12 protein-coding genes are annotated in these 18,755 nt (G+C 66.1%); 8 read left to right on the forward strand and 4 right to left on the reverse strand.

All coding sequences use genetic code 11. The features are described 5' to 3' along the window. Window positions 1-12: 12 nt before the first annotated feature. Complete coding sequence (locus tag BM118_RS24030) at window positions 13-240, forward strand: hypothetical protein (RefSeq protein WP_092187942.1); 228 nt, start codon at window positions 13-15, stop codon at window positions 238-240. 54 nt (window positions 241-294) lie between these two features. Here the strand turns inward: BM118_RS24030 and BM118_RS24035 are convergent, their stop codons facing one another. Next, window positions 295-1,731: a lipopolysaccharide biosynthesis protein gene (locus BM118_RS24035; protein WP_092187943.1), complete on the reverse strand. Its 1,437-nt coding sequence runs from the start codon at window positions 1,729-1,731 to the stop codon at window positions 295-297. Window positions 1,732-2,115: 384 nt separating this feature from the next. Here BM118_RS24035 and BM118_RS24040 point away from each other — a divergent pair, with 384 nt between their 5' ends. Continuing rightward, window positions 2,116-3,183, forward strand: coding sequence for an endo-1,4-beta-xylanase (locus BM118_RS24040; protein WP_092187944.1), 1,068 nt, complete (start codon window positions 2,116-2,118; stop codon window positions 3,181-3,183). A 12-nt stretch (window positions 3,184-3,195) separates the two neighbouring features. Here the strand turns inward: BM118_RS24040 and BM118_RS24045 are convergent, their stop codons facing one another. From BM118_RS24045 to BM118_RS24055, 3 genes are all read right to left on the reverse strand, one after another. Next, window positions 3,196-4,146 (reverse strand): DUF6492 family protein, encoded by a 951-nt coding sequence (locus BM118_RS24045; protein ID WP_092187945.1) that lies wholly within the window; start codon window positions 4,144-4,146, stop codon window positions 3,196-3,198. A gap of 95 nt (window positions 4,147-4,241) precedes the next feature. Next, on the reverse strand, window positions 4,242-5,036 hold the full coding sequence (locus BM118_RS24050; protein ID WP_092187946.1) for a protein-L-isoaspartate O-methyltransferase family protein: 795 nt from the start codon (window positions 5,034-5,036) through the stop codon (window positions 4,242-4,244). Window position 5,037: 1 nt separating this feature from the next. Next, window positions 5,038-8,502 carry an ATP-binding protein gene (locus BM118_RS24055; RefSeq protein WP_092187947.1) on the reverse strand — a complete coding sequence of 1,155 codons (3,465 nt, stop codon included), beginning with the start codon at window positions 8,500-8,502 and terminating at the stop codon, window positions 5,038-5,040. Window positions 8,503-8,637: 135 nt separating this feature from the next. Between BM118_RS24055 and BM118_RS24060 the strand changes: the two genes are divergently transcribed. The 6 genes from BM118_RS24060 to BM118_RS24080 all read left to right on the forward strand — a co-directional run bounded on the left by BM118_RS24060 (window position 8,638) and on the right by BM118_RS24080 (window position 18,708). Continuing rightward, a complete protein-coding gene (locus tag BM118_RS24060; RefSeq protein ID WP_092187948.1) occupies window positions 8,638-15,078 on the forward strand; it encodes a non-ribosomal peptide synthetase in 6,441 nt (2,146 codons plus the stop codon). 140 nt (window positions 15,079-15,218) lie between these two features. Beyond that, window positions 15,219-15,386 carry a hypothetical protein gene (locus BM118_RS41635; RefSeq protein WP_166466031.1) on the forward strand — a complete coding sequence of 56 codons (168 nt, stop codon included), beginning with the start codon at window positions 15,219-15,221 and terminating at the stop codon, window positions 15,384-15,386. Between the two features lie 221 nt (window positions 15,387-15,607). Next, window positions 15,608-16,339 (forward strand): 4'-phosphopantetheinyl transferase family protein, encoded by a 732-nt coding sequence (locus tag BM118_RS24065; protein WP_092187949.1) that lies wholly within the window; start codon window positions 15,608-15,610, stop codon window positions 16,337-16,339. After that, window positions 16,336-17,316, forward strand: a complete 981-nt coding sequence (locus BM118_RS24070) for an LLM class flavin-dependent oxidoreductase (protein ID WP_092187950.1) — start codon at window positions 16,336-16,338, stop codon at window positions 17,314-17,316. The genes BM118_RS24065 and BM118_RS24070 overlap by 4 nt, the downstream gene beginning before the upstream one ends. Before the next feature lie 71 nt (window positions 17,317-17,387). Continuing rightward, window positions 17,388-17,639, forward strand: coding sequence for a hypothetical protein (locus BM118_RS41640; protein WP_177234627.1), 252 nt, complete (start codon window positions 17,388-17,390; stop codon window positions 17,637-17,639). A gap of 232 nt (window positions 17,640-17,871) precedes the next feature. Beyond that, window positions 17,872-18,708: a Crp/Fnr family transcriptional regulator gene (locus tag BM118_RS24080; RefSeq protein ID WP_092187952.1), complete on the forward strand. Its 837-nt coding sequence runs from the start codon at window positions 17,872-17,874 to the stop codon at window positions 18,706-18,708. Window positions 18,709-18,755 lie beyond the last annotated feature (47 nt).

Here is an 18,755-nt window from a genome sequence, read left to right on the forward strand (position 1 = left end):
TGAAGGTACCCCATGAAAAAGCCGGCCGCCCAAGTCGAAGAGATCGCGCCGAGAACCATTCAACGGGCTGACGTCGCACCGGCCGATGGCTTCTCGCTTGTGGTCGATGGCCACTTCAAGACCCGTTACGACAGCGAAACGGCTGCCCGAGCAGCCGGCGCCGAGCTGCTCGGCAGGTTCCCGATGTTGCAAATCCTGGTCTACGATGCTGCGACCGGGGTGCGGTCGCCGCTGCAATAAATTCCCGGGCAGTTCGCGACGGCCGGCCTGCGCCGGGCGCCTCGTCAGCTCCGGCTAGACGCCCAGCGCCTTCCGGTTGAAGGTCCGCAGGACACGCAGCGACAGCGTTCGCACATTTGCGACATTGAGGAGCCACGCCGCGGCGGCGTAAGCGAGCCCGCCCGCGAGGCTCACGATGATCAGCGCCACGAAGCCGGTGCCGTCGACTTGCGATCGCGCGATCAGAATCGCAGCCGCCATCGCCGCGGCGGAGGCGGCAACGCCGGCGAGACGGTTGACGTCGAACGGCACGGCATGAGCGCGATGCATCAGCGCGACCGCGACGACGAAGCCGATCGCCTCGGTCGCAAGCGTCGCCAGTGCCGCGCCGTTCAGGCCGTAGCCTGCGACCAGTACAAACATCAGCGCGACGCTCACCAGCAGCGTGAGGAACGACTGCGCCGCCAGCATGAAGGGCCGTTCGGCGAGCTGAAAACTGATCTGGACATAGAACTGATTGGCGATGCCGAAGAAGCGGGCGAGCACCAGGGTCGGCAGCAGCGCCGACACGCCGGCGCGGAAATCGACGCCGACCAGCGTGCCTGCGACCTGATCCGCCGCGAGCGCCAGCCAGATCGCGACCGGCGCGACGACGACGAGCAGCAGCTCGAGACTCTCGCTCAGCCGCTCGCGGGTGGTCTCATTGTTCTTCTCCGACAGCGATCGGAACACCAGCGGCACGGTCGCCGCGGCGACGCTGGAGGCGATCATCACCATGAACTGGCGCGGCAGATCGGCAGCGACGCCAAAGATGCCGGCGGCGTCCTTGCCGAGGAGATAAGCGACGATGAGGCGGTCGCAGGTCGAGTACAGCGCGACCGAGAGACCGGCCAGCGTCAGCGGCAGGCCATAGCGCGCCAGCTGCATGAACTGGCTACGCTGGAAGCCTGCGATCCGGGTGCGGTCGCCGACGAGATTGAGAATGATGCCGGTCAGCGAGCCCAGCCCGAACGCCGCGAGCAGGCCCATGCCGCCCCAGCCGAGCCAGATCCCGAGCAGGCCGAAGCCGACGCTCGATACGCTGCGTACGATCGAAATCGCCGCGAATCGGTAGGGGCGCAATTTGGCGCGCTCGAACTCCTGGCCGACATCGACCGCATTGGCCATGATCGCGACGAACATGCTGGCGAGCAGCAGCTCGACGCTGACGTCGCTGCGGAACAGGAAGACCAGCGGGGTCGTGGCACAGAGCACCGCGACCGTGAGCCCGAAGGCGACCATCGCCGTGCCACGAAAATCCACCTCCGCCGACATCGCCTGATAGCGGGACACCGACAGCTTGATCCAGGCGAAGAAGATCGCGCCCAGAATGCCGGCAAGGCTGATGCCGACGACATAGACGCCGTACTCTGCGGGCGTCAGCAGCCTCGTGTAGGCGGTGACCGCGACGAAGCCCACCGCCGCAGGCAGGATGTAGGCGACCAGGTAGATGGAGAAATGGCGGTTCAGCATGCGGGCACGGGACCGGAAGCGGTCATGCGAGTTTTGCGGCCGTTAATCGGTTGGACCTTGGCGCGGCGATCGACTGCGCCGCAGCATCCCCGAAGAGTGTCACATAAGTCTGCAAATCGGGCCGCGAATGGAGCCACGCGGCGGGTTTCGCGCGTTAGCGTTAAATTTGCCCTTCCTCGAACCGGCGGCCGCGATCACGGGAAAGAGACCATGATCCAGGCGCCGTACGACCTTTTCCAGCGCGTGGCCGCGCCGGAACAGCGGTGCAGCGGCATGAGCGTTGACGCACCGGATACCCGGCAAAGGTTAACCCAACACGACGAAACCCCGGCGTCGCACAGCGCCGCTTGGTACGATGGTGCGTTGGTTCCCAAAAGGAATGCCGTGGCCAGGCTCGACAGACGCGAATTCCTTCTCGGCACTGCCGCAACGCTTGCGGCGGGCGCATCCGCGTCGGCCCTGCCGGCGTCGAAGCTTGCCCAGCGCCGTGCCGGCTTTGGCGCTGCGGCCACGCTCTGGGACCTGCAGGCCGATCCGCGGCTCGGCGAAGCCATCAGCACCTATTGCACGCAGGTCGTACCGGTGCTCGAGCTGAAATGGCCGATGCTGCGGCCGAACGCACACACGTTTGCTTTCGAACGCGCCGATGCGATCCTGGATTTTGCGCAGGCGAACGATCTGACGATGCGGGGGCATGCGCTCGCCTGGTATCACGACATTCCGGACTGGACCAAGCAGATCAAGGACGCCAAAGGCGTCGAGCGCGCTTTCGTCGACCACATCGGCACCGTCGTCTCCTACTACAAGGACAAGCTGACGTCGTGGGACGTCGTCAACGAGCCGATCCCGGACAATCCCCGCAGTCCGAAAGACCGGCGCGACACGTTCTGGACGCAGCATCTCGGCAGCAGCTGGATCCCGCTCGCCTTCCGCACGGCGGCCGCGGCCGATCCCTTCGTCAAGCTCGCGATCAACGAATATGACATCGAATCGGCGAAGGATTCCTTCATCGCCAAGCGCGCAGCCTACCGCCACCTGATCATGGAGCTGCTCGACCAGGGCGTGCCGCTGCACGCCGTGGGATTGCAATCGCATCTGCATGCCGAGCTCGAGATCGACACGCATGGGCTGGCCGAATTCGTCACCGAGCTCCGCTCGTGGGGGCTGGACGTTCTCGTCACCGAACTCGACGTCGACGATCAGAAGCTGACGGGCAATCCGGCCGAGCGCGACGCCATCGTCGCCAAGCGCGTCGACGATCTGCTGACGGCCATTTCCGCCAGCGGTCCGGCGCGCTCGATCCTGACCTGGGGCCTCTCGGATCGCTACAGCTGGATCAACGGCACCTTCGCCCGCGCGGACAAGCAGCCGAACCGCCCGCTGCCGCTCGACGGCGAGTTCAAGCCGAAGCCGTTCATGGACGTCATCAGCAAGTTTACTAGGGACGTTTGAGAGCAGCTTGCCTTAGCGCGTCCTCGGCGTCTCGAATTCGACCGTGTCCCCCATATGATCGGGAGACAGGCTCGGTCCGCGACGGTCGCGCGAGCTGAGACGGAACACGTCGCGGATGTCGTCGATCGAGGTCGACGAATAGGACTGGATGCAGAGCGCGACCTGCTCGGGCGTGGCGGCGTGCATCATCGCCTCGATGGCCGGACGGTCGAGGCGCGTGTCATCCCAATGCGAGACCGCGATACTGTCTTCCGTCACCCGGTGCGCGGCCAGGTGCTTCGGCGAATTGGCGACGAAGTGGCCGTAGAGCAGGTACTCGGAAAACTTCTTCTTGCGGCATAGTGCGAGAGCCCAGCTCAGGCCCGTCGCCCCCTTGATGGCGTCGGTCATCGCACGCGCGGTGTCCTTGTCCCAGACCAGCGCATTGCCGACATAGTCGTCCGCCGGAAACGAGCGCTCCTTGATACCGAGAAGCTGATCGACGGTGCGGAGCCACAGCACATGCAAGGGATGGTCGGCGTCGATCCCCCTGCGCGTGACGAACAGCGGCGTCTTCTCGCCGCCGGCATATTGGCCGACGTCGAATTCGCGGAAGAACAGATTGTCCGAATCCAGGATGCAGACGCGCTGCTCGGACGCATAGAGGACGCCGGCGATCTTCAGGATCTGCTGGATGTGCCAGCCGTGGACGGGTGACGACAGCAGCGACAGCCAGACCCGACGGCTGCTGATGAACTGGAGCGCCGGCGGCAGCGCCCAGAGCCATTTCGGCAAGTAGCGCGAGGCTGGAACGATGACCCGCTTGTCGGAAGCGAACCGCTCGAACAGCGGCACGTCCTCATCGTTAACGAGAACATAATGCCGCGTATATCCCGTCAGCCAGGTGTCGATGCTCTCGCTGAGCAGCGAAAAGCGTTCGATATCCTTGGCATAGCTGGCAGTCAGCAGTGCAACGGAATGCATGGAGCGTGCTCAAATGGCCATCAGGCCACCGTCATAGCCGCACCGGGAGGCGGGGGAAACTCACAACCTGAATCAAGGTAAAGTGAAACGAAGCATCAGCCATCCGACGGCAGCCCCTGCTCGATGCCGCGAAAGCGCAGCGGCGCCAGGGCGGAGGCGCGCTGCCACCAGTCGGCGACGCGGTCGTCGAGCGCGGTCGTGCCGCGGCCCCGGCCGGGAAAGATCCGGATCTGCTGGACCGGCTCGGCCTCGAACCTCTTGCCCTTGCGCGTGATCCTGATGACCGTGCCTTCGCGGTCCCGCTGGGTCAGCGGCACCAGAAGGCGGCCGCGCGGACGGAGCGACTGGAGCCAGAGCGGATGCGGATGCGAGAAGCCGGCATGCACGATGATCACATCGGCGGGCGCGCCGATGTCCTCGCACCCGTCGCCGTGGACGACCTCGACATTGCGATAGGCGCGAAGATAGTTCGCGGCACGAGCCGCAAGCCGCTCGTCGCATTCGATTGCACGCACCCTGCCCTTCGGACCGACGATCCTGGACAGCACCGCCGAGAAATAGCCGAGCCCGCAGCCGATCTGGACCACGCGGTCCTTCTCCCCGACGTCGAGCAAATCGATGAAATGCGCCCACAGGCTCGGCAGACCGGTGTCGAGCTTGCGGCGCGCGTCGATCGCGACCAGCACATTGTCCTGGAGATGAACGGGATCGGCGTCGGGTGTCAGCCGGTAGCTGCGCGCCGCCTCGCTCTTGATGCGCCAGGGTCCTTTCGCCAGAAAATCCTCGCGCGGCACGGCGGCGAGCGCTTCGAGCAGGCGCTTCGAGGAAATCCGCTCGCGCTTTGCGATTCTTTCCACGTAGCGCGCACGCGCGGCGGCGAGATCGCTCATGTCAGGGATCGGCCCGTTCACGAACGGGCGCGTCGGACCCGAGTTCGTTGACCAGTTGCATCGCCTGCTTCAGGTCCGGCGTGTAGAACCCCTCGCTGAACCTGCCGACGATCGGCACGAGCAGGAGCCTTGCGTGCTCGCGCTTGCCGGCCTCGAGCGACAGACGCGCGAGGCTGACGGCGGTGCGAAGCTCCCAGGACAGCGCGCCCTGCTTGCGCGCGATCTCCAGCGACAGGCCGAACAGATCCTCGGCCTCCTGCACCGAGGCCGGGTCGCCGTCCGACAGCGTGATCTCGCCTTGCAGGCGATAGACCTCGGCGAGATAGGAGTGATCGCCGGTCCTTCTGGCGGTCGCGAGCGCGCCGTCCAGCGCGCGCAAGGCGGCATCCCGCATCCCGACCTTGGCGTAGGCTTCCGCGAGCAGGCAGCGGAACCAGCAGCCGGCGAGCCAGGAATCCATCGCCTCATATTCGTCGAGGCCGAAGCGCATCTGGCTGAGGCCTTCGTCGGCTTCGCCGAGCTGGGTCAGCGCCCAGCCGCGCAGGATCGCCGCCTGCTGCTTCCAGTGCAGGAAATTGTGTTCGGTGGCGATGATCATGGCGCGGTTGGCGTGGTCGCGCGTGCCCTCGACGTCGCGCAAATGCTGGCAGAGATAGGCGCCGAACACGAGCGCGAAGGCGAGCGTGAAGGGGTGGCGGATCTTCTCGGCATTCGCGATCGCCTGCTCGCTGTGCTGGCGCGCCGCGTCGGGCCGGCCGAGGAACCACAGGAGATAGCCGAGATAGGACAGCGAGACCACGCCGGGGTCGGTGCCGTGGCGCTCCATCAGATCTGAGTGCAGATCGGGGCTGTAGAGGTTGATGCAGCGGTGCAGATGATGCTGCGAGGCGGCGAAGCGGCCGCGATAGAGCATGGTCATCGCGATCGAGCGATGCGCCTCGATCAGATAGCCGGTCTGCTGCGCCGGCTGCGTCCGCTCGTTCAGCCGCTGGCGCTTGGCGAACTTCAACAGCTCGACGCTGAGATCGTGCGCGCGGGTAAGATCGGCGCGGATGAAATGGCAGACCCAGAGGCCGCGCGTGGCGGCAAAGGCCTTTTCGTCGTCGTCGAGCTGCTGGCCGAGCTCGAGCGCGCGGATGTAATTCTCCTCGACCTCCTGCACGGCATAGCCCTTGGCGGCGATCAGCGCGTTGCCGAGCGCGATGCGCAGCTCGAGCTCCATCTCGTCGGCGCCCTGCATGCGCGCATTGGCCTGCACGACGCTGAGGCCGCGGCGCAGATGGCCGATCGCCTCGAGATTGGCGCCGCTCTTGGCTGCCTGTTTGCCGGCCTTGAGCCAGAAGCTCGCGGCACCCTCGCTCTGGCCGGATTCGGTCAGATGATGGGCGAGCAACTCCGGCTCGCGCTCGGTCTTCTCCGGATACATCTCGGCAAGCACCTGCGCGATGCGGGCATGCAGCTTGCGCCGCTCGCTGTGCAGCAGGCTCGCATGCGCGGCGTTCTGGATCATCACGTGCTTGAACGAGTAGAGCGCATCCGGCGGATGGCCACGGCGCATGATCAGCCCGGCTTCCTCCAGATGGTTGAGCGCGGCCTCGATCTGCTCCGCCGACGTGTCGGCGACGGCCTGGAGCGTCTCGTAGGAGAACTCGCGGCCGATGGTGGCGCCGATCTGCGCGATCCGCTTGAACGGGCCCATGCGGTCGAGCCGCGCCATCAGCGAATCCGTCAGGGTTGCCGGGATCGCGAGCTGCCGCCATGGGCCCGACAGCACGTAGCGCCCGTGCCGCTCGGTCAGGAGGTTGGATTCGAGAACGGTCTTGGTCAGCTCTTCCAGGAACAACGGCACGCCGTCGGTCTTGACGATGATCTCCTCGACGACCTCCTTGGGCAGCTCCCGTCCGGCGACGCGCTCGACCAGCGTCGCGCGCAGCTGCCGGCTCAGGCGGTTCAGCACCAGGGTGGTGATGTGCGAATGCGCGTTCCAGCTGGGCTGGAATTCGGAGCGGGCGGTGATGACGGCCAGGATCGGCCGGTTCTGCACCCGGTCGACGAGGAGGTCGATGACCTCGCGGGAGGTCGGATCGATCCAGTGCAGGTCCTCGAACGCGATCACCAGTGGCATCTCGCGCGCGAGGCCGAGGAAGTGATTGACCAGCGCCGCGACCGTCGCATCCTTCTGCTGCTGCGGCGACAGCTCGAGCGGCGGATAGCGGTCTCCGGTCGGTATGGACAACAGCGCGGCAAACAGCGGCGTGACCTGCTCGATGTCGCCATGAGCGGCGGCGATCGCGGTCTCCAGGCTCGCCAGCGACAGCGCGGACGCATCCTCGCGGTCGAGGCCGAGCGAGAATTTGAGTTGCTCGGCGAACGGATAGAACGCGGTGGACGTGTAGTAGGGCGAGCACTGGAACGAGACCTGTCCGTGGCGGTCGCCCGCGATCCGCTCGAAAATTTCCTGGATGACGCGCGACTTGCCGATGCCGGGCTCGCCGAACTTGACCACGACCTGGCCGTCGCCGTCCTTGGCCTGCTGCCAGCGCCCCATCAGCAGCGCGATCTCCTCCTCGCGGTTGACGAGCGGGGTCAGCCGCGTGCCCATCGCGGCGGCGAAGCGGGTCTCCACCCGCGAGGCGCGCACCACGTGCCAGGCTTGCGCTTTCTCCGAGATGCCCTTCAGCGCATGGACGCCGAGATTGCGGTAGTCGAACTTCCCCTTCAGCAGCGACTGGGTCGAAGCGGAAATCACCACGCCGTTGGGCGGCGCCAGGCCTTGCAGGCGCGCGGCGAGGTTGACGGTTTCTCCGACCGCGGAGTCGCGCTCTTCGGTGCCCTGTCCCACGAGGTCGCCGACCACGACGAGACCGGTCGCGATCCCGATGCGGACGGCGGGCGAGTGGCTGAGCGCGCCACGCGGCTCGATCGCGCGTGCGGTCGACAGCACCCGCACGATCTCGAGCCCCGCACGCACCGCGCGCTCGGCGTCGTCCTCATGTGCGGTCGGATAGCCGAAATAGACCAAAATACCATCGCCGACGAACCGGGCGGCAAATCCCTCGTAATGCTTGACCACGCGGACGCAGGTCTCGCGGAAGCTTGCGATCAAGTCGCGCACGTCTTCCGGATCGAACTGCGCCGAGAGCGAGGTGGAATCCACCATGTCGCAGAACATGGTGGTGAGCTGGCGCCGTTCGGCTCCGACCTCCACCCGGGTCGGCGGACGCGCCGCCACGGCGGGCGCCTCCGCCGTTTCAGCCCGGAACAGCGCCGCCATCGCCCGCTGGAGCCGCTTGCGATCGCCAAGCGGCAATCCGAGCTCGACCAGGTCGGATTCGGTAAGATCCCCCATGACATCGAGATCGAGACGGTGCTGCGCGAAGAGATCGGAATAGTGCGCAAGGCCGATACCTTCGAGCCAGCGCTTCAGCCCGCCATCCGCTTCCGTGCCCGGCTCATTCTCCAGCATGGTGATTCTGCCCAACCCTCACTCCGTCGAAGGGCTTTAGGCCCCTCAACCACAGATTTTGGGGCCCGAACTTCACCTCAGACTGGACGCGTTCCCTAACTTCTAGGAAGAATAGCTCAATCAGATCAAAAAGGAATGGCATTGTCGGACATTGCATCCGGAGCGGGATCGGTCGGCGCGAGCGGCGAAACGAAGATCTTTTCCCATATCGGCGGCCTTCTCGACTTCTACGCCCGCAGGACGCCCGCGGCGCCCGCTCTTCTCGCCCCTGGCCGGCCGGCCCTCACCTACGGCGCGCTTGGCGAGCGGACCCAGGATCTGGTCCGCACGCTGCGCGGGCTCGGCATCGCGCCGGCTGACCGGATTGCGGTTGCGCTGCCGCGCGGCGCCGACAGCGCGCTGGCACTGATCGCGGTCGCCTCGGCCGGCGCCTGCGTCCCCGTCAATCCCGATCTGACCGCGGACGAGCTGCAACGCTATTTCAGCGAATTGAAGCTGACGGCACTCGTCACCCGGGCCGACATGAACTCGGCCAGTCGCGACGTCGCCAGGGCGCTCGATATCGCGGTGATCGATTTCGTGCCGGGGCCGAAAGACGATCTCGGCGGCTGCGCGTTCGTGGGCCCCACTATCGGTCCGGCGAGCACGAGCGGCGCCTCGCGCGGCGACGACGATGCGTTCATCCTGTTGACGTCGGGCACGGCGGCGAGGCCGAAAATGGTGCCGCTCACGCATCGCAATGTGTGCCTGTCCGCCACCAATGCCGGCCGCGTTCTGTCGCTCACATCTCATGATCGCCTGCTCAACGTCCTGCCGCTGTTTCACGCCCATGGTTTGATCTCGGGCCTCCTGACGGCGCTGGCCGCGGGCTCCAGCGTGATCTGCACCGACGGTTTCGACGCCTCGTCCTTCTTCGGCTGGATGCGGGAGCTGCAACCGACCTGGTACACGGCGGTGCCGACCATTCATCGCGCGCTGCTGACGGCGGCGGAAGCGAATCCGGACCGCGCCCGGGCCTCGTCGCTGCGCGTGATCCGCTCGGCCTCGGCCTCGCTCGCGCCCGCGATCCTTGGCGGACTGGAGGCGACGTTCGGCGTTCCCGTGCTCGAGACCTACGGCATGACGGAGGCGGCCTCGCAGATCGCGGCCAATCCGTTCGAGCTGCGCAAGGTCGGATCGGTCGGCCGCGCCGCAGGGCCCGAGATCGCGATCATGGACGAGACGGGCCGCGCGGTCGCAAGCGGCCAGCACGGCGAGATCGTGCTGCGCGGAGCGAACATGTCGCGTGGCTATCATAATGACGAGGCGGCGACGCAGGCCGCATTCCGCAACGGCTGGTTCCGGACCGGCGATCTCGGCTATCTCGATGCCGACGGCTATCTCTTCATCGTCGGCCGCATCAAGGACGTCATCAATCGCGGCGGGCAGAAGATCTCGCCGCTGGAGGTGGAAGAGGTCCTGCTCAGCCATCCGGCGGTGCTGGAGGCCGGCGTCTTTGCCGTTCCGCACCCAAAGCTCGGCGAGAACGTCGCCGCCGTCGTGGTGTTGCGCGCGAATTCCGAGGCGACCTCGGACCAGTTGCGCCAGTTCGCGCGAAAGCGTCTCGCGGCCTACAAGGTGCCGAGCCTGATCCGCGGCGTGACGGCGCTGCCGAAGGGCGCCAGCGGCAAGGTCAAGCGCAATGCACTGGCCGATCTGATCGCGACGGCAGAGGATGCCGACGCGGCGCGCCTGCCGCGCACCACGCTGGAAACGCAGCTCGCGGAGATCTGGGCCGGTCTGCTGGAGCTGCCGCAGGTCGGCATCGATCAGGACGTCTTCGCGCTCGGCGCGGACTCGCTTGCGGTGACGCAGATGCGTTCGCGCCTGCGCGAGCGCTTCAACGTCGACTTCTCGTTCGAGGACATTTTCGATTGCGCCACGGTCGCCGCGCTTGCGGCCCGGCTGGAGACTGCCGCAACCCATCGCGAAGCGGCGCTGCCGGCCTGGCGCCGGGCCCTAGCTGCGACAGCAGACGCACCGCTGTCGTTCCAGCAGCAGCGGATGTACGTGCTCTCGCGGCTCGATCCGACCCGCTACAACTATAATGTCGTCGAAGTCGCGCTTCTCAAAGGCCCGGTCGACGTCGCCGCGCTGTCTGCGAGCCTCACCGCGATCTGTGCCCGCCATGAGGCGCTGCGCTCGGTCTTCATCGAACGGCAGGGCGAGCCGGCGCAGCTTGTGCTGCGATCGCCGCCAAAATTCGAGCGGATCAAGCTCAAGCCCTGCCCTGCGGACAAGCAGGCCGCGGTGATCCGGCGCGAGGCGCTCAAGCTCGCGCAATATCCGTTCGACCTGGCGCACGAGCCGCCGCTGAAGGTCACGCTGCTGTCGTTCGACAAGTCCAGCCACGCGCTGGTGGTCAATTTTCATCACCTCGTCACCGATGGCTGGTCGCAGCGGCTGTTCTGGGAGGAGCTCGCCGCCCATTATGCCGCGGCACGCAAGAGCAGCGTGGCGGCGCTGCCCTCGCCCACTTTCCAATATCGCGACTTTGCGCTGTGGCAGCAGGGCTGGGCGCGAACGCCGGCGGCAAAGGAGCAGCTCGAATACTGGCGGGCGCAACTCGACGGCGTCACCACGCTGCCGCTGCGGACCGACCGGCCACGGCCGGAGATCTGGAGCGGTCACGGCGCCCGTCACTATTTCGAATTCTCCAGGACCCTCTCGGGCGATGTCCGCGCGCTGAGCCAGGACCAGGGCGTCACGCCCTTCATGACCCTGCTCGCGGTGTTTCAGTGCCTGCTCTTCCGTCACACCTCGCATGAGGATGTCGCGACCGGATCGCTGATCGCCAACCGCAACCAGATCGAGAGCGAGCGCCTGATCGGGCTGTTCGCCAACACCCTGATCCTGCGCAACGATTTTGGCGGCGATCCGAGCTTCGGCGAAATGTTGCGGCGGGTGCGGCAGGTCACGCTGGATGCCTATCGCAATCAGGACCTCCCGATCGAGGAGGTGCTGCGCGCGCTTCAGATCGCACGCCGGAGCGACGGCAATCCGCTGTTCCGGATCATGTTCATCCTCCAGAACGCCTCGATCGAGGCGGCACGCTTCCCCGGCCTGTCGACACGGCGGCTGGAGGTCGATCCAGAAGTGGCGCGCTTCGACATCACGCTCGAGCTGGTCGAGGCCGATGGGCGATTCACCGGGTTCTTCGAGTATGCCATCGATCTGTTCGACGCGGCCACGATCGAAGACATGGCGGCTCAATTCAAGACCCTGCTCAAGGCCGTCATCGCCAATCCGGAGCAGCGCATCTCGCGCCTGCCGCTGCTGACCGAAGCCGAACGCCGGCAACTGCTGGCGAAGGGCCACGGCGTGCCGGCCAATTTCACCACGCGCGGCAACTTGAGCGAACGCTTCGACCGTCAGGCCAGGACGACGCCGAACGCTGTTGCGGTGTCGGACGGACACGCATCCCTGAGCTATCGCGAGCTGGCCCGGCGCAGCCAGGCGGCTGCGCGCTGGCTGGCCCGCGAAGGCGTCGGTGCCGAGAGCGTGGTCGCCTTGCTCGCGGAGCGCGGACCCGATCTGCTCGCCGCAATGATCGCGGTGCAGCGCGTGGGCGCGGCCTTCCTGAACCTCGATCCCGACCAGCCGCCGGCGCGGCTTGCGACCATTCTCGGATCGAGCTGCGCCCGTGTGCTGCTGACCGGGCGCGCCCAATCGGCCATGGTCGAGGCACTGCTCGAGCCGCTGGTCGAGCGCATCCAGGTGGCCGCGCTCGAAGACGCGATCGCGCCAGGGACGACCAAGCCGGCCCGCGCGGCGCGGCGCGCAGCATCCAGCCTCGCCTATCTCATCTATACGTCCGGCTCCTCCGGAGCACCGAAGGGCGTCATGATCGAGCAGCGCGGGCTGTCGAACCATCTGGCGTCGCTGATATCAGGGCTGAACCTCTCGGCCAGGGATGTGATCGCGCAGACCGCGCCGCAGAGCTTCGTCATCTCGGTCTGGCAGTTCCTCGCCGGGCCGATGGTCGGCGCGCGCGTGCACATTTGCGGCAACGCGATCGTGCAAGACCCGATCCTGCTCGCGCAGGAGATCGAGCGCGAGCAGATCACCGTGATCGAGATCGTCCCGTCGCTGCTGCGGGTGGTTCTCGATCGCATGGACGAGGCGAAGATCCAGCGCGCCTTTGCAAGGCTCCGTCTCCTGATCTCGACCGGCGAGCCGCTGCCGGTCGATCTCTGCCGCGCCTGGTTCGCCCGCTGCCCGAAGGTGCCGCTGATCAATGCCTATGGTGCGTCGGAATGTTCCGACGACGTCTCCCTGCATCGCCTGACCAAGCCGCCGGCGACCGCGACGGGCAATGTTCCGGTCGGCGCGCCGCTGCCGAACACCCAGCTCTATGTGCTCGACGCCAACCTTGAGCCGCAGCCGGTCGGCGTGACCGGCGAGCTCTGCATCGGCGGCGCCGGCGTCGGACGCGGCTATATCAACGATCCCGCGCAGAACAAGCAACGCTTCCTGCCCGATCCGTTCTCGCGCCAGGCTAGCCGGCTGTACCGGACCGGCGACCTCGCCCGCCGCCGCGCCGACGGCACGATCGAATGCCTCGGCCGCTCCGACCATCAGGTCAAGGTTCGCGGCTACCGCATCGAGCTCAAGGAGATCGAGAACGCGCTGGCCGACCATCCAAGCGTGCGCGCCGGCATCGTCGAGCCACGCAGCGAGGCCAGCGGCGATGTCAGGCTGATCGCCCATATCGTCGCAAGGCCCGGCAGCCGGGTCAGCGCCAGCGCGTTGCGCGAATTCATCAAGGGCCGGCTGCCCGGCCACGCCATCCCGTCCGCATTCCTGTTCCTGGATCAGGTGCCCCTCAACGCCCATGGCAAGATCGACCGGTCCGCGCTGCTGGCGCCCGCGCAGCAGGAGACCTCCGGGCCGGATGCGGCCGTGCCGGCGCGCCATTTCACCGAAAAGGTGCTCTCCGACATCTGGATCGATCTGCTGAAGGTCGAGAGCCTCGGTGTCACCGACAATTTCTTCGATCTCGGCGGCCATTCGCTGCTGGCGGGCCAGGCGATGGCGCGCGTCGCTCGTGCGCTCGGCGTCTCGCTGCCGATCAAGACCATTTTCGAGGCGCCGACGATCGAGGAACTCGCCCGTCGGGTCGACGAGGCCGTGGCGGCGAAGCCGCACAAGCCTGCCGCAACCGTATCGCGGCTGATCGAAAGCGGCCCTCCAACGCTCTCGATCGCGCAGGACCAGATGATTCGCATCGAGCAGAACCTGCCGCGGCTGCCGCTGTTCAACCTGCCCTTTGCCTTCCGCCTCCAGGGCCCGCTCGATACCGCCACCCTCGCCCAGGCGTTCGGCGACATCGTGCGCCGCCACGAATCGCTGCGGACCGCGTTCGGCTGGAACGGCGGGGAGCCCATCAGCCGCCTCGCCACACCCGGCGAACTCGGGCCCGTCCTCACCGTCGAAGTCATCGGCGACGGGCGGCCGCACAACAACAAGCGGCGCCAGGCCCTCGAACTCAGGAAGATCGATCTCCTGATCGAGCAGGAGACCTACACCCCGTTCGACACCGCGCGGCCGCCGCTGTTGCGGGCACGGCTGTTGCGGCTCCATGCCGACGACCACGTGCTGCTGCTGACGCTGCATCATGCCGTTGCCGACGGCTGGTCGATCGGCGTGCTGTTCGAGGAACTGTCGAGCCGCTATGCGACGCTGGCCGGACGTCCCTCGGCGCCGCTGCCGAAACTGCCGCCGGCCTTTTCGGACGTCGCGCGCTGGCAGCGCTGGTGGTGCGGCACCGACGCCGCCCGCCGCCAGGCCGCCGACTGGACGAAGAATCTGCGCGGTTCGGCCCCGATCTTTGACGGCGACGCAGGCCCGGGCGCATCCACCGGTCACCATCCGCTCAGGTTCGAGCCCGATCTGATCGCGCGGCTCACGGCGTTCGCCGGCCAGCAGAACGCCACGCTGTTCATGTGCCTGCTCACCGGCCTGAAGGCCCTGCTGCTGGCACGGACCGGCCGCACCGATATCTCGGTCGCCACCGCGATGGCCAATCGCGCCCAGCCGGACACCGAGCGAATCGTCGGCCCGTTCGAGAATACGGTGATCGTCCGCACGAAAATCACGCCGGATCTGTCGTTCGCGCAAGCCTTGGTCCGGGTGCGCCAGAGCGTGCTCGATGCCCATGCGCGGCAGGAACTGCCGTTCAACATGCTGGCCGACCATCTGGAGCAGGAGGGGATCGACCCGGCCGCGCTGCTCCAGGTCTATTTCACGCTGCAAAATCCGCTGCGCCAGCCGCTCGATCTGCCGGAGATTGCGGTGCAATCGATCGGAAACGTCGCGCGCGAGGGGCAGCCGGTGCTGCCGATCGACCAGACCTGGCTGTCGCTGATGCTCAAGGAGCGCCCGACCGGAATCACCGGTTCATGCAATTACAAGGGCGAACTGCTCGACGGCCGCATGGTCGGCGAGTGGATGGAGGATCTCGTCGCGCTGCTGGGGGCCGCCGCCGCCCAACCCAACACGCCGCTCGGCCGGTTGCTCGATCGCAGGGCGGCTTGACCGGCTGCACAGGACGGGCGAATACTGGTTCACTCGCCAAAGCTGTGAATGACCAAGTTGCATCTTGATTATTTGGCGCCAGCGCGCAAGATTATTCTCGCGTTTTGATTTGGACGAAAATTTTCAACCGGGGGAGTGTTATGGGTTTCATCAAATTTACCAAGGGCACCTCGTTGAGTGACAAGGACCGCAAGGCCCTGCAAAAGTTGCTGACCGACGAGAAGAAGAAGCTCCAGTCCGCGCTGAAGGACGTCGATGCCAGCCTTTCCATGCTGGGCGGCTCGAAGAAGGCCAAGAAGAAAAAGTAAGATTAGTCGGCCGGGACGCCGCACGAATCTTTCGGACAACGGGCCGCTCGCCTGCGAGTTGGGGTCTCGCACAAGCTTGAGCTCGTAAACCGGCCTGCAAATCGACAAGAATTCGCCCGGGTGGACCGATAATACCGGTCCGCTCAGTTGGTTCTTGCTCAATTGATTCTTCCGTCAGGACCGGGGGATTTGGCCTCCGCCTGACGCTATGGGCCTGATTGATGGCAGACGACAGAATTGAACTGTTTGTCGGACTGATCGAGACTATTGACGCGCCGGGCGCGGCCGATGCGTGCCGGCGCCTGCTCTCGGTCGACGAACGGGTCCGCGCCGACCGCTTCATGTTCGAGCGGCATCGGCGGCAATATATTTTCGCCCATGCCATGCTGCGCCTGGCGCTATCGCAGGTCGCGCCCAACGTCGCTCCCTCCGACTGGTCCTTTGGGGCCGGCCGCTACGGGCGACCGTTTGTCGCTGCGCCCGCGACCTCGACCGCGCAGCATTTCAGCCTGTCGCATGCCGATGGCTGCGTCGCCTGCGTCGTGTCCAGGCATGAGGCCGTCGGCGTCGATGTCGAAACCGTGTCACGGCGTGTCGCCCCGCTCTCCACCGCGAATCGCTTCTTTGCGCCGGAGGAGGTCGAAACGCTGCGCAGCCTGCCGGAGCCGGCGGCGATCGAGCGCTTCTTCGACTATTGGACGCTCAAGGAGGCCTATCTGAAGGCCAGGGGCTTTGGGCTCAATTTGCCGCTCGACGCCTTCGCGATGCAGGTGTCGCGCGAGGCCATCGAGATCAGCTTCAAGCCCGACATCGCCGACGATCCGCAGGGATGGCGCTTCTCGTTGTGCTCGCCCTCCCCCTCGCATCGCCTCGCGATCGCCGACGGCTCCCGTGCGGACGGCGGCCTTCCCATCAGCCGCAATGCCTGGCCGCTCCAGGAAGCGGCTGAATGACGACCTCGCGGCTGCGCGTCTTCCCCGCGATCTCACGCAACCGCGACCCCAGGAAATATGTCGGCGAGCTGATGCGGGTGGCGCAGTTCGCCGACCGCAACGGCTTCGAAGGCATTCTGCTGTTCGAAGGCAACGACGTGTTCGTCGAGCCCTGGGCCATGGCCCAGCACATCATGGCAGGGACGACGCGATCTTCGCCGCTGATCGCCGTCAATCCGGTCTACATGCACCCGTTCACGGCAGCGAAATTCGTCTCGTCCTTCGCGCAGCTCTACGGCCGCAAGGTCTATCTCAACATGATCACGGGGACCGCGGTCAGCGACTTGCAGGGCCTCGGCGACGACCAGTCCCATGCCGACCGCTACGTCCGGCTCGGCGAATTCGTCGCGCTGATGCGGCAATTGCTCTCGAGCCCGCGGCCGGCGAATGTCGAGGGCCGGTTCTACCGCGCGAGCAATCTGCAACTGCGCCCCCGCCTGCCGGCGGAGCTGATGCCGGAATTCCTGATCGCGGGCCAGTCCGAGGCGGCACAGCGCGTGGCGAAGGAGACGGGCTGCATCAAGATGCAGATGCTGCCGCCGGACCTCGATCGCGGGCTCGACGTATCAGGCATGAATTTCGGCATCTTCGCGCGCGAGAGCCGCGACGAGGCGCGGCAAGCGGCCATGGCGCGCTTCCGCGACAACCCCGATGATCGCGAGCTGCTCGCGCTCACCGTGGAGAACAGCGACTCCGTGTGGAAGCGGCGGCTGTATGAGGGGCAAAGCGGCGAGCTCGCGGACAACGGTTATTGGCTGCTGCCGTTCCTGACCTTCCAGGCCGACTGCCCCTACCTCGTCGGCAGCTACGCCGGGATCGGCGCGAGGCTGAAGGAATTTGCGGCGAAGGGGCTGACCACGATCATGCTCGACATGGTCGCGGAGGAGACCGAGATGCAGCACGTCTGCAAGGCGCTTGCGGCGAGCGGGATGTTTTGAGATCAGACGCCGAGCGGGCTGAGCCGCGCCAGCGGCTCGGTGCCCCCCGGCCGCCGCAAGAGCTGCATGACATGCCGCTTCAGGCGCACGAACTCGGGCTCGGTGACAAGGTCGTGGCTTCGGTCGCGCAATTGATGGTCGTATCCTGCGTTCCCACCGCGACGCGGATCGTCTCCGCCTGCGACGGTCCGAACGTGGCAATGGTCATGGCCACGGCGGCCGCGCTCATTCTCAAAATGCTGAAATCGATCATCGAGCTGTCCTCGGAGGCCGGGCTCATGCCGGCAGCGGTGCGAGCCGGCACTATCGAAGGCGCAACGTAGCGGTTGAAGCAATTACTTGCATCGCTGTCGCGGTCCGCTCGCTTCGCGATTCAGTCGCGAGCGACGCAAAGGATTTTCTCAAGACGACATGATCGACAGGAGAATCGTTTCGCAGGCGATCGCCGCACGTATCAAGCTTTGCTAAGTGATTTGTAACGATCGCAAAGAGATGGACATCGCGCCATCGCCGCCCTTACCTATTCGCAAGACCTCCGAGAGCTGACGGATTGCGATGACCATACTCAAGGAAGCTGCCGCGACCGAGCCTGCTGCTTTCGCTGACGGGCGCCATGCAGGGATTCAGCTCGACTGGGCAGACCGCGCGACGCGGCGCGCCCCTGGCGCACGCGCAGAGACCGCAAGCTCGGCGCTGTTCATGAGCGAGACGATCGACGGACTGAATGCCGGCGCGCATTTCCTCGATCGCCTGTCTTCGCCGGAGCGGGCGCGCGTGCATGCAGCCGGACGCACGATCACCGTTCCGCAAGGCGAGATGGTGTTCAGCCAGGGCGACCGCCATGACGGCATCTTCATCATCCGGCGCGGTCAGGTGCGGGTCTACTATACGGCGCCGTCGGGGCGCGAGATCACGCTCGCCTATTGGACGCCGGGGCACTTCATCGGAGGTCCGGAGATCTCGGGCGGCGGCATTCACATGTGGTCCGGCATCGCGATCGAGGCCTGCGAGATCTCGGCGCTCTCAGGCCCGGCGCTCGAAAAGCTGCTGACTGCCATGCCGACGTTCGCGCTGGCGCTGATCGACGGCCTCATCGCCAAGGGCAAATGCTACTCTTCGATGGCGCAGATCCTCGGCACGCGGTCGGTGATCGAGCGGTTGGCGCAGTTCCTGCTCACTCTGTCGGAGCTGCATGGCATTGCCGACGGCGACACCGTCGTCATCAACCGCAAGATCACCCATGACCAGATCGCGGCCATGGTCGGCTCGACCCGGCAATGGGTGACGATGATGCTGAAGCGCTTCCAGAACCGCCGCATCATCGCCATCGACGGCAGCACCATCCGGATCAGGCGGGTCGACCTGCTGGAGCAGATTCTGTTCAAGGATTAGGGCGCGGCGGGTCGTCTCCCTCGCCCCGCTTGCGGGGAGAGGCGAAG

Source organism: Bradyrhizobium sp. cf659 (assembly GCF_900113725.1).
Taxonomy (GTDB): Bacteria; Pseudomonadota; Alphaproteobacteria; order Rhizobiales; family Xanthobacteraceae; genus Bradyrhizobium.